Origin of the sequence: Bartonella tamiae Th239 (assembly GCF_000278275.1) — a bacterium.
GTDB classification, from domain to species: Bacteria; Pseudomonadota; Alphaproteobacteria; order Rhizobiales; family Rhizobiaceae; genus Bartonella; species Bartonella tamiae.
This window is the reverse complement of the sequence record NZ_JH725147.1, coordinates 543,906-558,869: the sequence shown is the minus strand read 5'-3', so window position 1 is coordinate 558,869 and position 14,964 is coordinate 543,906. Positions and strand designations below refer to the sequence as shown.

At 38.5% G+C, this 14,964-nt stretch carries 17 protein-coding genes and 1 pseudogene; 8 read left to right on the top strand and 10 right to left on the bottom strand.

Features of this window, described 5'->3' with window-relative positions; genetic code table 11:
• Window positions 1–22: 22 nt before the first annotated feature.
• Window positions 23–304 (bottom strand): annotated as a pseudogene (locus ME5_RS02625) (septal ring lytic transglycosylase RlpA family protein); the annotation flags it as partial.
• Window positions 305–555: 251 nt separating this feature from the next.
• On the opposite strand from ME5_RS02625, the gene ME5_RS02620 reads away from it, so the two are divergent.
• Window positions 556–954, top strand: coding sequence for a YbaN family protein (locus ME5_RS02620; protein WP_008038149.1), 399 nt, complete (start codon window positions 556–558; stop codon window positions 952–954).
• A gap of 201 nt (window positions 955–1,155) precedes the next feature.
• On the opposite strand, the gene ME5_RS02615 is transcribed toward ME5_RS02620, so the two are convergent.
• Window positions 1,156–1,767: a L,D-transpeptidase gene (locus tag ME5_RS02615; RefSeq protein ID WP_008038147.1), complete on the bottom strand. Its 612-nt coding sequence runs from the start codon at window positions 1,765–1,767 to the stop codon at window positions 1,156–1,158.
• A 260-nt stretch (window positions 1,768–2,027) separates the two neighbouring features.
• Here ME5_RS02615 and ME5_RS10480 point away from each other — a divergent pair, with 260 nt between their 5' ends.
• On the top strand, window positions 2,028–2,198 hold the full coding sequence (locus ME5_RS10480; protein WP_155799365.1) for a hypothetical protein: 171 nt from the start codon (window positions 2,028–2,030) through the stop codon (window positions 2,196–2,198).
• Between the two features lie 85 nt (window positions 2,199–2,283).
• Here the strand turns inward: ME5_RS10480 and ME5_RS02610 are convergent, their stop codons facing one another.
• From ME5_RS02610 to ME5_RS02590, 5 genes are all read right to left on the bottom strand, one after another.
• The gene (locus tag ME5_RS02610) at window positions 2,284–3,081 is read right to left on the bottom strand and encodes a glycosyltransferase family 25 protein (protein WP_008038145.1); all 798 of its coding nucleotides are present in this window, start codon (window positions 3,079–3,081) and stop codon (window positions 2,284–2,286) included.
• 79 nt (window positions 3,082–3,160) lie between these two features.
• Window positions 3,161–4,072, bottom strand: a complete 912-nt coding sequence (locus ME5_RS02605; RefSeq protein ID WP_008038144.1) for a metal ABC transporter permease — start codon at window positions 4,070–4,072, stop codon at window positions 3,161–3,163.
• Window positions 4,069–4,920 carry a metal ABC transporter permease gene (locus ME5_RS02600; protein WP_008038143.1) on the bottom strand — a complete coding sequence of 284 codons (852 nt, stop codon included), beginning with the start codon at window positions 4,918–4,920 and terminating at the stop codon, window positions 4,069–4,071. Before ME5_RS02600 ends, ME5_RS02605 begins: the two co-directional genes overlap by 4 nt.
• Window positions 4,917–5,747, bottom strand: coding sequence for a manganese/iron ABC transporter ATP-binding protein (locus tag ME5_RS02595; protein WP_008038126.1), 831 nt, complete (start codon window positions 5,745–5,747; stop codon window positions 4,917–4,919). Before ME5_RS02595 ends, ME5_RS02600 begins: the two co-directional genes overlap by 4 nt.
• Complete coding sequence (locus ME5_RS02590) at window positions 5,744–6,682, bottom strand: metal ABC transporter substrate-binding protein (RefSeq protein WP_425338824.1); 939 nt, start codon at window positions 6,680–6,682, stop codon at window positions 5,744–5,746. Before ME5_RS02590 ends, ME5_RS02595 begins: the two co-directional genes overlap by 4 nt.
• A gap of 125 nt (window positions 6,683–6,807) precedes the next feature.
• Between ME5_RS02590 and ME5_RS02585 the strand changes: the two genes are divergently transcribed.
• Entirely contained in the window at window positions 6,808–7,341 is a 534-nt protein-coding gene (locus ME5_RS02585) for a Fur family transcriptional regulator (protein ID WP_008038123.1), read from the top strand.
• A gap of 222 nt (window positions 7,342–7,563) precedes the next feature.
• Here the strand turns inward: ME5_RS02585 and ME5_RS02580 are convergent, their stop codons facing one another.
• Window positions 7,564–7,842, bottom strand: coding sequence for a PepSY domain-containing protein (locus ME5_RS02580; RefSeq protein ID WP_008038122.1), 279 nt, complete (start codon window positions 7,840–7,842; stop codon window positions 7,564–7,566).
• Between the two features lie 166 nt (window positions 7,843–8,008).
• Here ME5_RS02580 and ME5_RS02575 point away from each other — a divergent pair, with 166 nt between their 5' ends.
• Genes ME5_RS02575 through ME5_RS02565 form a run of 3 tightly spaced genes read left to right on the top strand, consistent with a single transcriptional unit; the run spans window position 8,009 to window position 10,327 of the window.
• Entirely contained in the window at window positions 8,009–8,329 is a 321-nt protein-coding gene (locus tag ME5_RS02575; protein ID WP_008038121.1) for a PepSY domain-containing protein, read from the top strand.
• Window positions 8,326–8,988, top strand: coding sequence for a response regulator transcription factor (locus tag ME5_RS02570; RefSeq protein ID WP_008038120.1), 663 nt, complete (start codon window positions 8,326–8,328; stop codon window positions 8,986–8,988). Before ME5_RS02575 ends, ME5_RS02570 begins: the two co-directional genes overlap by 4 nt.
• 16 nt (window positions 8,989–9,004) lie before the next feature.
• Window positions 9,005–10,327, top strand: coding sequence for a sensor histidine kinase (locus tag ME5_RS02565; protein ID WP_008038119.1), 1,323 nt, complete (start codon window positions 9,005–9,007; stop codon window positions 10,325–10,327).
• Between the two features lie 99 nt (window positions 10,328–10,426).
• Here ME5_RS02565 and ME5_RS02560 read toward each other — a convergent pair whose 3' ends face one another.
• Complete coding sequence (locus tag ME5_RS02560) at window positions 10,427–11,458, bottom strand: zinc-dependent alcohol dehydrogenase family protein (protein WP_008038118.1); 1,032 nt, start codon at window positions 11,456–11,458, stop codon at window positions 10,427–10,429.
• Between the two features lie 88 nt (window positions 11,459–11,546).
• Window positions 11,547–12,173: a uracil phosphoribosyltransferase gene (upp, locus tag ME5_RS02555; RefSeq protein ID WP_008038117.1), complete on the bottom strand. Its 627-nt coding sequence runs from the start codon at window positions 12,171–12,173 to the stop codon at window positions 11,547–11,549.
• A 402-nt stretch (window positions 12,174–12,575) separates the two neighbouring features.
• Between upp and ubiE the strand changes: the two genes are divergently transcribed.
• On the top strand, window positions 12,576–13,358 hold the full coding sequence (gene ubiE, locus ME5_RS02550; RefSeq protein WP_008038116.1) for a bifunctional demethylmenaquinone methyltransferase/2-methoxy-6-polyprenyl-1,4-benzoquinol methylase UbiE: 783 nt from the start codon (window positions 12,576–12,578) through the stop codon (window positions 13,356–13,358).
• Entirely contained in the window at window positions 13,359–14,936 is a 1,578-nt protein-coding gene (gene ubiB / locus ME5_RS02545; protein ID WP_008038115.1) for a 2-polyprenylphenol 6-hydroxylase, read from the top strand.
• The last annotated feature ends 28 nt before the right edge of the window (window positions 14,937–14,964 follow it).

Sequence of the window (14,964 nt, the reverse complement as noted above, 5' to 3'; positions counted from 1 at the left end):
AATGACGCGTTTTAAGCATTCTTCAATTGATTTTTTCAAAACAAACATTGGTATGACCGCTTTGTATAAAACCTAATTGACTAGCTGCGCCTTTTGATAAATCAAGAACACGGCCGCGGATAAAAGGCCCTCTATCGTTAATACGAACAATAATGGTTTTTCCATTACGTTGATTTGTAACACGGATTTTACTACCAAGTGGCAGTGTCTTATGTGCGGCTGTCATTGCCGAAGGATTCATCATTTCGCCTGATGCTGTTTTTGAATGCAACGCATACCAAGATGCGTTTCCACATTCACTGGCAAAACTGCTGATTGGGAATAAGACAATAATTATAACGCTTAAAAAATATAAGGACTTTTTTTTGATCTTTATAATACACATATGATGCTAACAAATTGAGAGTTGAAGAAAAATAACGCCGCTTGGTATAGTGGGCATATATGGTCGTAAAACGACCATTATGAGATAATTTGATGATCTTTTACAAATGACTGTCTCATGAAGAGACATGTTAGGAAAACAACCAAACGTCCTTCAATTATGGAACATAAATGAAAAATTTTGATATACCACGCCCGCTTCGCATTATTTACTACATCATTGGATGCATCACAGTTGTTTTAGCCGCCATTGGTGTGATTATGCCTATTATGCCTACTGTTCCATTTCTTCTTGTCGCATCATGGTGTTTTGCACGTTCTTCGCCACGTTTTCACAACTGGCTGCATAATCACAAAGCTTTTGGACCACCCATTACTCAATGGGAAGAGTATGGTGTTATTGCGCCTTATGTAAAATGTTTGGCCATTGGCGGCATGCTTATTGGATTTTGTTCTTTTTTATTTTTTGCAAAACCTGCTTTATGGCTTGCGTTGGGCGTTTTTATTATTCTAATCGGTATATCATTATATATTTTAACACGCCCATCTCATAAAAATTTCAATAATTGATACTATAATTTCGTAAAATGATGAGCCAATAAAATCACCAAAAGCTGCAATATCGCTGAATTTTGTGATTAAAATTTAACTAACATTGTTTCCTTTTCTAACATTGGAGATTGCTAAAATTCGTTTTTACTCATTCTCATAATTTTACCAAAAAAACGCGGGTTAACCCGCGCTTTTATTATCTATGACATGAATGTAATTTTAACGGACAATAACTTTAGCACCGACAGGAACACGTTCATAAAGATCAATAATGTCTTGATTGATAAGGCGTACACAACCCGATGATACATTACTGCCAATTGTCCACCATTCTGGTGTACCATGAAGACGATAAAGTGTATCTCGACCATTTTGATAAAGATAAAGTGCACGTGCGCCTAAAGGATTATTTAACCCAGGCTTCATTCCGTTAGCATACTTCTTTAAGGAAGGCTGGCGGCGGATCATGGGAGCGGGCGGTGTCCAAACAGGCCATTCTGCTTTACGCCCGACGCTTGCATTTCCTGACCAACGAAAACCATCACGTCCAACACCAATGCCGTAACGCATAGCTTTACCGTTTTCCATAACAAGATATAGAAATCTTTCCTTTGTTTCGATAATAATAGTACCAGGTTTTTCTTTCGTGTCATAAGCTACCATTTGACGACGATATTCAGGCTTTAGTTTTGTTGCTGGTAAGGCTGGAATTGCATAGCCACCATCATTAATCGCCGGATAAGTCGCTGCTGGACCGTTTAAAGTTGTACAACCTGAAAGTGCTGCTGTCGCCAGAAGACCAACTCCTATTAAAAAAGATTTTAACCGCATGAACCCTCTCCAACCAAGCCATTAAGGCAATTTTAAAATACAAATTCACTTAACGCATTTAAGGTTAATAGATACTTAAAATTCTTCAAAAAATCCAAAATCAAATAAAAATATACAACCAATGATTGTATTTATTTTTAAAGAACATGGTTGAGCAAAACACTTAAAAAAATAAACTTATATGAAATCCAATAAATTATTTATGGAAAAAAAGAGAGAATTAAAAATATTGAAAAAGAAAAAAGGCTGCGCGGGAGGAGGTGCGCAGCCCTTTAATTCCGAATGCAGCGTTGGGAGGAGGAATTGCTGCACTCATATACCGGGCTTGGGAGGAGTATCCCGGTGACGAAAAATTTAGCGGATTAGCTTTAGGATCACAACGCACAATAATGCATAGCTGTTATGCACAAGATGTTGTTATTCTTCAATAGGTGTTAAAAAGGAACCGCTCCTGAAATGATCAATGATCTTAAAGATTTAATGGTCATTATTTTTAAAAAAAATAATCACTCTATTTTATTTGAATGGAACAATTCCCCAATAATATCCACAAGAAATTTTCATGCGCCAAGGATAAATATAACGTCGGTCAAAGCGCGCAATTTCACGTATAATTTTTACCCATAAAGGTCTATTTGAAGGTTTATGGTTCTTTTTCTTTAATTTTTTATCGTGTATTTCAATTTTAGGATCGCGAATAGTACTGACCAAACCGGCTTGAATCACAATAGCTGGCATCATTTGTTGCACATTCATTGTCTGCAAAAATCCACATTCAGGATTAAAATAAATTTCATCAATAGGAGCGCTTACTTGCTGATTTGTTTCATAAAGATATTTTGCACAGTCTTTTGAAACTATATATCCACCTGCACAATAATGTTTGCTTATTAATGGTGCCAATTTATAATTGTTGGATAAAGTTTTACTAAAACGTCCTAAAACACAAACAATTTCAGCTGTATCGATTTTTACAATATCCGTGTTTTCAGGAATCCAATGCCAATCTTTTAAAAATGTGGACGCATGTGGCGAAAGTTTTATATCATCTTCAAAAATTGCCCCGTAAGGTTCATCACCTTCCGCAATTAAACGCAAACATTCTAAGTGGCTTAAAAAACAGCCGACTTCAGTATATGTCAATTTTTTTGACCAATTACGCACTTTTGTCAAACGCAAAAACTCATCTTCTGGAATTTTTTTACCATCAACAGCAGACACACGAATAAAATCAAGTCCTGCACTGTTAAAAGCTTTTTTTACAAATTCCAAACGATCTTTGGAACGGTCCAAATTAATAACATAAAGTTTCATGAGCTAAGACTGCATCCTTTCATTAAGAATTTCGTCTTTATCATGCTATGAAGCATCTGCCAATAAATATCCATGTCTTTCAAAGACTGTTTTGTGAAACTCGTCTTGCAGAATAAGAGACACCTATAAAGGTCATTACAAACAGTATTGTCATTAATAATACAACAGTAGATGCGGCGTCTGAACCTATAAAAATACTTAAATAAACACCTAAAAAACTACATGATACACCAATGAGAATTGCAATAATTAACATTGTCGAAAAACGTTTGGTCATCAAATATGCAATTGCACCAGGTGCAATAAGAAGTGAAATGGCCAAAATAATACCGACAGCTTTAAGTGCGGCAACAATAGTAAGAGAAATCATCATGAGTAATGCATAATGAAGTATCTTTACACTTAATCCGACAGCACGCGCTTGAATAAAATCAAAACTGAACAATAAAAAATCACGCCATTTCAAGCCTAAAATTGCAACGATTATTATTGATATGATCGCAGTCTGGGTAATATCAAGCCAATTAACACCTAGCAAATGACCAAAAAGAATATGATTAAGATGCAATTCGCTTTCAATACTTGTAGCAAGAACCAGACCCAAGCCAAACATGGAAGAAAACACCACCCCCATCACCGTATCTTGCTTAACACGACTATTGGCACCGATAAATCCTGTCAAAATGGCACATATCATTCCTGCAATAAAAGCACCAATTGCCATCATTGCCATTGTTACATCTGATGGATTGAGCATATGAAATGCTGCCCATGGTAAAAGAGCTAATCCAGAAACTACACTCGGAGTAACCATATAACCAATCACCACTCCTGGGAAAACTGCATGCGAAATTGCATCTCCCAAAAGAGACCAGCCTTTCAAAATAAGGAAACAAGACAACATGGCCATAGGAAATGCCACGGTCATGGTTATCACCATACCACGAATCATGAACGGGTATTGAAAAGGGAAAAGAAGTGTATCAATCATGAGCGTGCCTGTTTTGCGCGTAAACGCGCCGCAATAAAACCGTGCTTGGGTCCAAAAATAAATGCTAATGCAAAAAAAAGTGCTTGCAATAAAACGACAACACCACCCGTTTGCGCATGCATTAAATAACTCAAATATACGCCGACCGCACTTGTTAAAGTTCCTATAACCACCGCTATGATGAGCAACCGTTGAAAACGATCGGTTAATAAATAGGCGGTCGCGCCTGGAGTAACAACAAGACTAATGACCAAAAATGCCCCAACTGTTTGCATTGCTGCGACTGTACAAGCCGCTAATAATGCAAAAAAAAGTAATTTTAATGCTTTTGTATTTAAGCCAATGGAGCGCGCATGGTTTTCGTCAAAAAATGTGACCATGAGATCTTTCCATCTTAATAAAAGAATAAAAAGGGTCACAAAACCGATAAATGCCAATTGAAATATATCTGATGGGCTGACAGCCAAAATATTCCCCAGTACAATCGTATCTATACTCACGGCCATAGGTTTCAGAGATTTCATAAATAGTCCAAGAGCAAAAAAAGAAGAAAAAATCAGACCAATAATTGCGTCTTCTTTTAATTTGGTTCTTTGATTGAAAAATAACATTGCAATGGCAGCCAAACCACCTGAAAAAAAAGCACCTAGCGAAAAAGGCAACCCAATTATATAAGCTCCAGCAACACCCGGTACAATTGAATGTGACAGCGCATCGCCAATCAATGACCAGCCTTTGAGCATTAAAAAGGCGGACAGAAAGGCACAAACACAGCCAACTAGGGCTGACACCCACATAGCATTAATCATGAATTGATAAGAAAAAGGTTCCAAAAGCCAAGCAATCACGATGCCCCCTTTCCAGTTTTGTTTGAATAAAGGAAAAGTGGACTTTCATCATCGCTTATAACATTAACACCTGACGTCTGATCAGAATCAAGAACATGATGACGCAAAGCGCCACCAAATGTTTCTTCTAAATTCTTTTTGGTAAAAACATCCGATGTCAGGCCGTAAGCAAGAACTGTCCCTTTTATCAAAACAGTTCGATCACAAAATTCAGGCACAGAACCCAGATTATGCGTTGAAACCAGCATAACCGCACCGCTATCGCGCATTTGTTTAAGAAGTGTAATGATTTGATCTTCTGTCTTTACATCGACACCTGTAAAAGGTTCATCAAGCAAAATAACGCGCGCTTCCTGAGCAATGGCTCTGGCTAAAAAAACACGTTTTTTTTGACCACCTGAAAGCTCACCAATTTGGCGCTTGCGAAATTCCAACATATTTACCCGTGAAAGCGCATCACTGACAGCTTCATAGTCTGTTTTTTTGGGACGGCGCATAAAATTCATATGTCCGTAACGACCCATCATCACAACATCTTCAACAAGAACTGGAAAGTTCCAATCAACATCTTCTGATTGAGGCACATACGCAACCAAGTTTTGTTTGAGCGCATGGCTCACAGGCATATCAAAAACCGTAATCGTTCCCTTTGACAGCCCAACAAATCCCATAATCGCTTTGAATAAAGTTGATTTGCCAGAACCATTAACACCAACCAGTGCCGTTATGGAACTGGTTGGCGTTTCAAAACTTGCATGTCGTAAAGCGGTGTGACCATTGCGATAAGTTACACTAACATCACGCGCGGATATACCACTATTACTCATTCTGCTAAGCCTTTAGCTATTGTAGAACTGGTAACATTCAACAAATCAATATAGGTTGGAACTGGACCATCTTCTTCAGAAAGCGAATCAACATAAAGAACGCCACCGTATTTTGCGCCCGTTTCACGTGCAACTTGCTTTGCTGGCGCATCAGATATCGTGCTTTCAGAAAAAACCACAGGGATATTATGAGCACGCACTTCATCAATGACATGTTTAACTTGTTGAGGTGTTCCTTGTTGATCAGCATTTATGGGCCATAAAAATAATTCTTTAAGACCAAAGTCACGTGCAAGATAACTAAACGCACCCTCACTTGTCACCAACCAACGTCTATCTTCTGGCAAAGCAGATAATTCTGCCTTGATTGGATCTATAGACGCACTGATCTTTTGCTTATATTCATCAGCATTTTTGCGATAAATATCTGCATTATCAGGATCATATTTTACAAATGCATCACGAATATTATCAACATAAATCAATGCAGATGTTGGAGACATCCAAGCATGTGGATTTGGCTTTCCCCGATAAGGTCCATCATTAATGCTCATGGGCTCAACGCCATCGGAAACAACGACGCTTGGCACGTCTTGAACATTATCAAAGAATTTCTCAAACCAAAGTTCTAAATTTAAACCATTCCATAAAATTAAATCCGCCCCTTGCGCACGCATTAAATCTTGTGGGGTTGGTTGATATTCATGAATTTCCGCCCCTGGTTTTGTAATAGATTCAACATCTGCGGCCTCGCCAGCAACATTGCGAGCCATATCAGCAATAACGGTAAAGGTTGTAACAGCTTTAAATTTTTCGGCAGCAAAAGATTGCACTGGAGATAAAAGACTTACACTATAGAGTGCTAACGCGACAACAGCACCTTTTAAAAAGTTCCTTTTTGGTATGAAAACAGACACTATACTTTTTTCACTCATGGATATCACTTTCTTATTGCACATGATTTGCATTTTCATTATTACTTATCAAACTTAATGTCTTTTTGCAACTAAGAATTATTTGCAAAAACCTGCTTCATTGCAATTTTTTGAAAGTTTTATGAATGTTAAACTATACGGAAAAAACACGAAGCATTCTTGAGCGCACAAAACAAGAAAAGTCTTATCGTGAGTTGCTCACACATTATGGTTTGCGCGCCACACGTCAAAGATTAACGGTTGCAGCGCAGATATTTGACCGCACAGATCCCTTAATCGATGCAGAAACACTTTATGAAGATGTTGCTCTTTGTGGAAACACCATGTCTTTGGCAACTATTTATAATACGCTTCATCATTTTGCTAAAGTCGGATTGATAAGGCCAGTTTCTTGTCATGCTCAAAAACAACTTTATGCAACAGCACGCAACAATAGTGTTTTTTTTCACCATACGGATCAAAATGGGCAAGCGCATAAAATCAGTATGAGTGCGTTTACGCCAAATTTTAAAAAATTACCGACCCCACCTGATGGCTATGTTATTTCGAATATTGATATTGTCATTCACCTCAAAACAAAAGAGACAAAACATGAATGCGCTCACTGTAAACTTTTTCAGGCGATAAATAATTTTTCCGCTCATATCAAAAGAATATAATGAAAATCGCATTATTGTTTTATTATTTTCAAAAAAAGACAGTAAAAACATCGCTATAATTCAAAATCAAATTTATTATTGTATCTTTTTTATACATTTCAAAAATACTCTATTGAGAATAAATTTAGGCACCTTCTTATTTTAAAAGAAAGTGCCTAAATAAAAGAATTAAATACCCAGCATAGGGCTTATTGAAAGAGTGTTATTCACTTTGATTAAAAATTAGTCATCAAATTCCTGTCGAATAATGTTGCCTTGTTTATCAATACGCAATTCAAGGCGTCGATGGTCTTTATCATACACTTCAGCTTTCCAACCATAATATTTTTCGTCCAATTCACGAATTTTATAATTGTTTTGTTCTAATTGCGTGGTCAATTGCGACCAACTAATTCGAGCATCTGGTGCATTTTGTGCGTAGCTTGTTGCTGCAAGACCGCTCATTGCTGTCGCCGTTAACGCAGAAGCAAGTACAATCATGCGCATATTTTTAAAAGACATATCTATCTCCTTTTTCAAAAACGAACGTTACTATTTTTTTTAGACCGTCGATTTAAAACACAACGTGCTTTTCAGATCGTCTTTCATCATTTACAATAATAAAGCTGATACTATCCTTACATTTTCTGTCAGCATTCTATCAGTTTCGATAAGGCATACTGACACGATGATGAGATGGTTACAGATAATAGTTTTTTCAACACTTTCCCTTGGCTTATCTTCAGCCTTAGTATCGTTTGCTGTGGCAGATGATGACCAAGATGCTGCACGTGCAGCCTTGGCACGTGGTGAAATTCGCCCTTTAAAAGATATGCTTGAAATCATAGACGATGTTCTGCCAGGCAGTAATGTTATTAAAGTTGAATTTGACCGTGATGACGGTTTTTATATTTATGAATTGAAAGTCATTGATGCAAAAGGTGTTATCCGAGAAGTGGAAATAGACGCTAAAACAGGTAATATCTTAGATATTGAGGTGGATGATTGAGAGTTCTTGTTGTTGAAGATGATGCGCGTTTGCGTGGTGATTTGGTCGATGCATTAACACAAGCTGGTTTTAACGTTGATGAAGCAAGTGACGGTGAAACAGCATGGTTTATGGGTGATACAGAAAATTACGATGGCATTGTTCTTGATCTAGGCTTGCCGATAAAAGATGGTTTAAGTGTTTTAAAATTATGGCGCAAAGCCAAAATGCACGCGCCTGTTATTATATTATCAGCCCGCGGAACATGGATGGAACGAGTAGAAGGTATAGATTCAGGAGGTGATGATTATCTAGCAAAACCTTTTGAAATGATAGAACTTATCGCGCGTTTACGTGCGCTCATTAGGCGAAGCGCTGGACAAGCAGACCCGAACTTAATCATAGGTGATATACACATTGACACGCGATTAATGCGCCTAACCCAAAAAGGTAAAGTCATTGATCTCACAGCCTTAGAATATCGTCTTGTGCATTTTTTAGCACTTCATCACGAACGCATTGTCCAAGCTAGCGAACTTGCCGAACATATTTATGGAGATACTGATGCACGTGACCCCAATGCACTTGAAGCACTGATTGGTCGGGTGCGGCGAAAATTAGGGAGTCAAACAATTGAAACACGGCGCGGCTTTGGCTATCGTTTTTGTGGTGATGTATGAGCGTTTGCGTTAGCCAATGACACTCTCACGTTCACTACGCATACGCCAACTTGGGCTCGGCGCCTTAGCCATCATTCTGGCTATGGGTATTTCTTTTTTTGGGTTTACTTTTCTTTTTGAACGCCATATTGAGCGGCGCTTTTCTGAAGAATTGAATCTACACTTCAATGCCATTGCCGCTGGTCTTATTGTCGGTCATGACAATCAGCTCCACTTATCCACTTCAAGTCTTAGCCCACAATTTGATGTGCCATTAAGTGGATATTATTGGCGTGTGAGTGATCTAGAACACGGTGGAGATATTCGCTCACGCTCTTTGTGGGATGGAGATTTACCGCAAACGCGCGACAGTCAACACGCAAAGCGCCTTAATCATTATTTTATTCTTTCCCGCAGTTTAATGCTTTCATCAACGGATATGGCACGGCGTGTGCGTATTGAGGTCGCCATTGATACAGCGTTTATCCATAAGGCACGAGATGAATTTGCCAGTGATTTAGCATTTTATCTTCTACTTTTAGGCACGGTTCTAATTTTACTCATCTGGTTGCAAATTGAACTGGGACTTTTACCGTTGCGCGGATTAAGAAGTGCGGTTGAAAAACTTATGAATACGCCTTCTCAACGCATGGATAACAATTTTGCCAATGAGGTATTACCACTAACGCAAACCATCAATCATCTTATGGATTCACGCGCTCAATCTATTGAAGAGGCGAAAAACCGTGCGGCAGATCTTGCACATGGCTTAAAATCTCCCTTAGCGGCCTTACGTAATCTTTCGCAAAAGCTTTACGATGAAGGTCATGACGTTGCTTCACAGCATCTACGCGAATTAAGCATTGGGCTACAACGCCAAATTGATCGTGAATTAACACGCAGCCGTGCCGAAGTTTCTGTACAAAAAGGTCCCGTTTCTTGTGATATTGATACATTAACGTGTCAATTGGTTCGTGTTTTATCCAACACCGCTTATGGTGAGGTTTTGAAATGGCAAATCAACATCACACCACAGACATATTTACCACTAGATATGTCGGATATGGCAGAAGCTCTCGGACCGATTTTAGAAAATGCCGCCCGCCACGCCACAAAAACAGTGATCATCAGTACTGATGATCACTGTCACCTCATCATTGATGATGATGGGGCAGGTATGACAGCACAACAACGTAAAAACGCTGTTGAACGCGGCATTCGATTTGATGAACGCTCTTCCTCAACTGGATTAGGACTTTCTATTGCAAGCAGTGTCTTAAAACCATATGGTTGGCATTTAATTTTGGACGAAAGCCCTCTTGGTGGCTTACGTGTTATTTTTCAACCTATAAAGCCTTAAAGCCAGCACACTATCTTAAAAAGATATCCTTTATCTTCTTTACAAGAGAGTTCTATTAATTTTTAGATATTTTAATTATCACTTCGCAGTCATAAGCGATTATACATGTGCTATACGAAGAACGACTTTTCCTAAAAGATCTGCATTTATGACATGTTCATAAGCTTCACGAGCTTTTTCAAATTCAAGAACAGTTGCGATAGGCGATCTAACATTATGATCATCAATAAATTGAATATAATCCTGATAAGCGGCTTGACTACCCGTCAAAACACTAAAAATTGTAATATTCTTTCGAATGATTGCCAACAAATTCGGTGCTATATTGGCTTGTTCTTTTGCCCCTACTAAAGACATAACACCGCCATATTTTAATGCTGCAACTGCTTGGTCAATTGAATCAAGTCCTGCATTATTCATCACAAGATCAACACCACCTTGTGTCTTATCATAAACCGCTTCTCCCCATTGAGAGTTTTCTCGATAATTAAAGACACCTTTTACACCCATTGTGTAAAGATGATCAATTTTTTCGTTTTGACCAGTCGTTATATAAACATCACACCCCATCGCCTTCACCATATTTATCGCCATAAGCGACAACCCCCCTGTACCAAGAAGCAAAATTTTTTGCTTTTTTTGTGGTGTAAAAAGATAAGGTCGATTGCCGTGAAGTGCAGACCAAGCGGTTAATCCTGCACAAGGTAATGTCGCTGCTTCTTCGTCTGAGAGTGATCGTGGGGCTTTCATAAGACGATCTTCCGGGATTAAAACATATTCGCCTAAAGTTCCATCAATATCTTGAGAACCAAGGCCGCTATCCAACTGTGCAGTAATGGCTCCGTCTTTCCAGCCTGCATAAAGATTTGTCACGATACGTTCGCCTTTATGCCATTTGGTTACATTTTGCCCAATTGCATCCACAACACCAACACCATCAGAAAGGGGTATTGTATCCCGTTTAACCCCCATACCAACATCATTTCTCATAATTACAACATCACGAAAATTCAATGATACAGCATGCATTTTTATACGCACAAATCCTGGACCTGGCTCTGGAACATCTTTTTCAACAAGCACCAAATCATCAAGATATCTAGCATTGGCTTTTAAAATCCACTGTCGCATAATGCCGCCTTTTCTTCGTTTTAAAACGTCTTTAAAATAATATTTTAAGCACCTAATAAATGGAAATCACGATTTCAAGACATTAATATTACTTTGTTCCAAACATACGATCACCCGCATCGCCTAAACCTGGTAAAATATAACTTTGGTGATTCAATTCTCTATCAATAGCGACCGTATAAATATCAACATCAGGATGCTTTTTTTGAAGATGCTGAATCCCTTCTTCAACGCTTAAGATACATACAAAACGTATATTTTTAGCACCCCGCTTTTTAAGCTGATCAATCGCTTTAATTGCAGAATTGCCTGTCGCAAGCATCGGATCAACAACAATAACAAGACGTTCATGAAGATCTTCTGGCGCTTTAAAATAATATTCAACAGCTTCCAAAGTATCATGGTCGCGATAAAGACCAATATGACAAACGCGCGCAGAAGGGAGCAGATCCAGCATCCCAAACAGAAGCCCTTCCCCCGCGCGTAAAATAGAAGCAAGAACGAGCTTTTTTCCTTTTAACATAGGAGCGTCCATGTCTTCCATTGGTGTTTCAATTGGCACCATTTCTAAACTTAAATCTCTTGTCACTTCATAACCTAACAAAAAAGCCGTTTCGTGTACCAATTGACGAAATTCGGCTGTTGAGGTTTCTTTCATACGCATCATCGTCAATTTATGTTGAACAAGGGGATGAGAAACAACCGTTATACCCATGTAAGGATCTCCTCTTAGTGATTATTTATTTTTACAGCATACAAAAATATTTCTTGATTAAGAACACGCATCTCTTTGAAAAAAATGTTGCACCAGCATTCAAATACGCAACAATAAATATGCCTCATAAAATCTTACAAAGAAAGACTGTAACAATGAAATCGCTGTTCTTTGACTTGGCTGTTCTTTGACTTGGCTGTTCTTTCATTTTGAATGAATAATTTTTAAAATTTATATAGTTTTAAATAATGATGGATCAATCTATGGATGAAGCCCGTAAATAAAGATAATATGATGATCTAATATCCATCTCATGAGTTTATTCACCTTATTTTTATAGAAACCATTCCCTAAAGATAGAAGTTGCGATAAAACGTAAAGAAAGACGTGAAAGGCAATAATATGAGTTTCGAAACAAAACGCGTAGGCACACAAGGTGGCATGGAAAAATCTTTTGGTTTTCAAACAGTTGCAGAAAATCAGAAACAAACCATGGTCAATGATGTCTTTCATTCTGTTGCAAAAAAATACGATATTATGAACGATGTTATGTCTATCGGCATGCATCGTTTATGGAAAGATGCTTTTGTATCTTGGCTATCGCCATCCAAAACCAAAAACTGGAATGTGCTCGATGTTGCGGGCGGAACGGGTGATATTGCTTTTCGTATTGTTGAAGCATCAAACCGTCAGGCACATGCGACAGTGCTTGATATTAACAGCTCCATGCTTGAAGTTGGAACTGAGCGCGCGCAAAAAAAAGGGCTTTCTTCTTTTATTGATTTTATTGAAGCCAATGCGGAAAATTTACCTTTTGATGAAGACAGTTTTGATGCCTATACAATTGCATTTGGAATTCGTAATGTTCCTCATATTGATCAAGCTTTATCTGAAGCTTTTCGGGTTTTAAAACCGGGTGGCCGTTTCATGTGTTTGGAATTTTCTGAAGTCGAAATGCCAATTCTTGATAAGATTTATGACTTATGGTCATTTCATGGCATTCCGCGTGTGGGCCAAATGATTGCAGGGGATGCAGATTCTTACAAATATCTTGTTGAATCCATTCGTAAATTTCCTAAACAAACGGACTTTGCAGCAATGATAAGCAAAGCAGGATTTTCGCATGTTTCTTATCGTAATCTCAATGGTGGAATTGCTGCCATACATTCAGCTTGGAAAATTTGAATGGGAAAAATAACTGCGACATTGCGTTTAATGCGCGCTGGCTGGATTTTAGCACGTGAGGGTGTTTTAAGCGCTTTGCCAAGTGATGGATTGCAAGGTCCTCCTGCACTTGCGCATAAAATAGCAAAATGGATTGCGCGCCCAAAAGCCAAAAATGTGAAGCGATCTGAAAATATGTCGCGCGCTATGAATAAACTCGGGCCATCTTATATTAAGCTTGGTCAATTTTTGGCAACACGCCCTGATATTGTAGGATCTGAAGTTGCAAAAGATCTGGCTCAACTACAAGACCGTGTTTATACCTTCCCTCATGAATTGGCTGTAGCACAAATAGAAGGTTCATTGGGGCGCAAAATTGACGATATTTTTGTTGAATTTAAACCTGCCATAGCTGCCGCCTCCATGGCACAGGTCCATCCTGCAATCATTAAAAATCCAGATGGTACATTGCGCAATGTTGCTGTCAAAGTTATTCGACCTGGGGTGCGTGTGCGATTTTCAAAAGATTTGCAAAGTTTTTATATGGTTGCTCAGATACAAGAGCGCTACGTGCCTGCAAGTCGCCGCCTTCATCCCGTTGATGTTGTCGATATGTTGGCCCAATCCACAAAAATTGAGATGGATTTACGCCTAGAAGCTGCCGCACTTTCCGAATTGGGTGAAAATTCTGCTCAAGATCCGGGGTTTCGTGTTCCAATCGTTGATTGGGAAAGAACGGGACGCGACGTTTTAACCATGGAATGGATAGAGGGCACAAAAATGTCAGACATTGATGCCCTTAAAGCTCAAGGTTTTGATTTAAATGCACTTGCTGTTACGTTGATGCAATCATTTTTACGCCATAGTTTACGTGATGGTTTTTTTCATGCAGACATGCATCCTGGAAATTTATTTGTTGATCACGACGGGTGTATTGTTGCAGTCGATCTTGGAATTACGGGACGGCTTGGGAAAAAAGAAAAATATTTTTTAGCTGAAATTCTTTATGGGTTTATAACCCGCGATTATATGCGTGTTGCCCGTGTGCATTTTGAAGCTGGTTATGTGCCGCATCATCATGATATTGAAAGTTTTGCTCAAGCCAATCGCGCTATTGGTGAACCAATACATGGACAATCTGCTGAAACTATTTCTATGGCAAAACTGCTGACGCTGTTATTTGAAGTAACAGAACTTTTTGATATGGAAACACGTCCAGAGCTTTTGCTTTTGCAAAAAACCATGGTTGTCGTTGAGGGTGTCGCCCGTTCACTCAATCCACATTTTAATATGTGGCAAGCTTCTGAACCTGTCGTTAAGGAATGGATAGCCAAAAATATGGGTCCCGTTGGTATTTTAAAAGATCTAAACGAAAGTGCCCAATCTCTCTTAACATTGGCGCGCAAAACACCTGAACTCACAGAAAGTTTTCAGCGTATACAAAAGAGCATGGATCAAATGGCGCAGGAAGGTCTTATTCTTGGAGATGCCACAGTTAAAAAACTAGCAAATGCGCACGCAAAAAATAACAAATTTGGACGTTATGCTTTGATCATTATTGCGATTTGCTTAGTCATCATAACATTTCGTTTTTTATAAGAATGTTTTTCTGTTAAAATGATTGCAT

Bases quoted from the DNA above. Each gene is read 5' to 3' on its own strand.
- ME5_RS02610 (WP_008038145.1), bottom strand. From the start codon at position 3,081: ATGAAACTTTATGTTATTAATTTGGACCGTTCCAAAGATCGTTTGGAA.
- ubiB (WP_008038115.1), top strand. From the start codon at position 13,359: ATGGGAAAAATAACTGCGACATTGCGTTTAATGCGCGCTGGCTGGATT.
- ME5_RS02615 (WP_008038147.1), bottom strand. From the start codon at position 1,767: ATGCGGTTAAAATCTTTTTTAATAGGAGTTGGTCTTCTGGCGACAGCA.
- ME5_RS02585 (WP_008038123.1), top strand. From the start codon at position 6,808: ATGTTAAACTATACGGAAAAAACACGAAGCATTCTTGAGCGCACAAAA.
- ME5_RS02620 (WP_008038149.1), top strand. From the start codon at position 556: ATGAAAAATTTTGATATACCACGCCCGCTTCGCATTATTTACTACATC.
- ME5_RS02565 (WP_008038119.1), top strand. From the start codon at position 9,005: ATGACACTCTCACGTTCACTACGCATACGCCAACTTGGGCTCGGCGCC.
- upp (WP_008038117.1), bottom strand. From the start codon at position 12,173: ATGGGTATAACGGTTGTTTCTCATCCCCTTGTTCAACATAAATTGACG.
- ME5_RS02595 (WP_008038126.1), bottom strand. From the start codon at position 5,747: ATGAGTAATAGTGGTATATCCGCGCGTGATGTTAGTGTAACTTATCGC.
- ME5_RS02580 (WP_008038122.1), bottom strand. From the start codon at position 7,842: ATGTCTTTTAAAAATATGCGCATGATTGTACTTGCTTCTGCGTTAACG.
- ME5_RS02575 (WP_008038121.1), top strand. From the start codon at position 8,009: ATGATGAGATGGTTACAGATAATAGTTTTTTCAACACTTTCCCTTGGC.
- ME5_RS02590 (WP_425338824.1), bottom strand. From the start codon at position 6,682: ATGAGTGAAAAAAGTATAGTGTCTGTTTTCATACCAAAAAGGAACTTT.
- ubiE (WP_008038116.1), top strand. From the start codon at position 12,576: ATGAGTTTCGAAACAAAACGCGTAGGCACACAAGGTGGCATGGAAAAA.
- ME5_RS02605 (WP_008038144.1), bottom strand. From the start codon at position 4,072: ATGATTGATACACTTCTTTTCCCTTTTCAATACCCGTTCATGATTCGT.
- ME5_RS02560 (WP_008038118.1), bottom strand. From the start codon at position 11,458: ATGCGACAGTGGATTTTAAAAGCCAATGCTAGATATCTTGATGATTTG.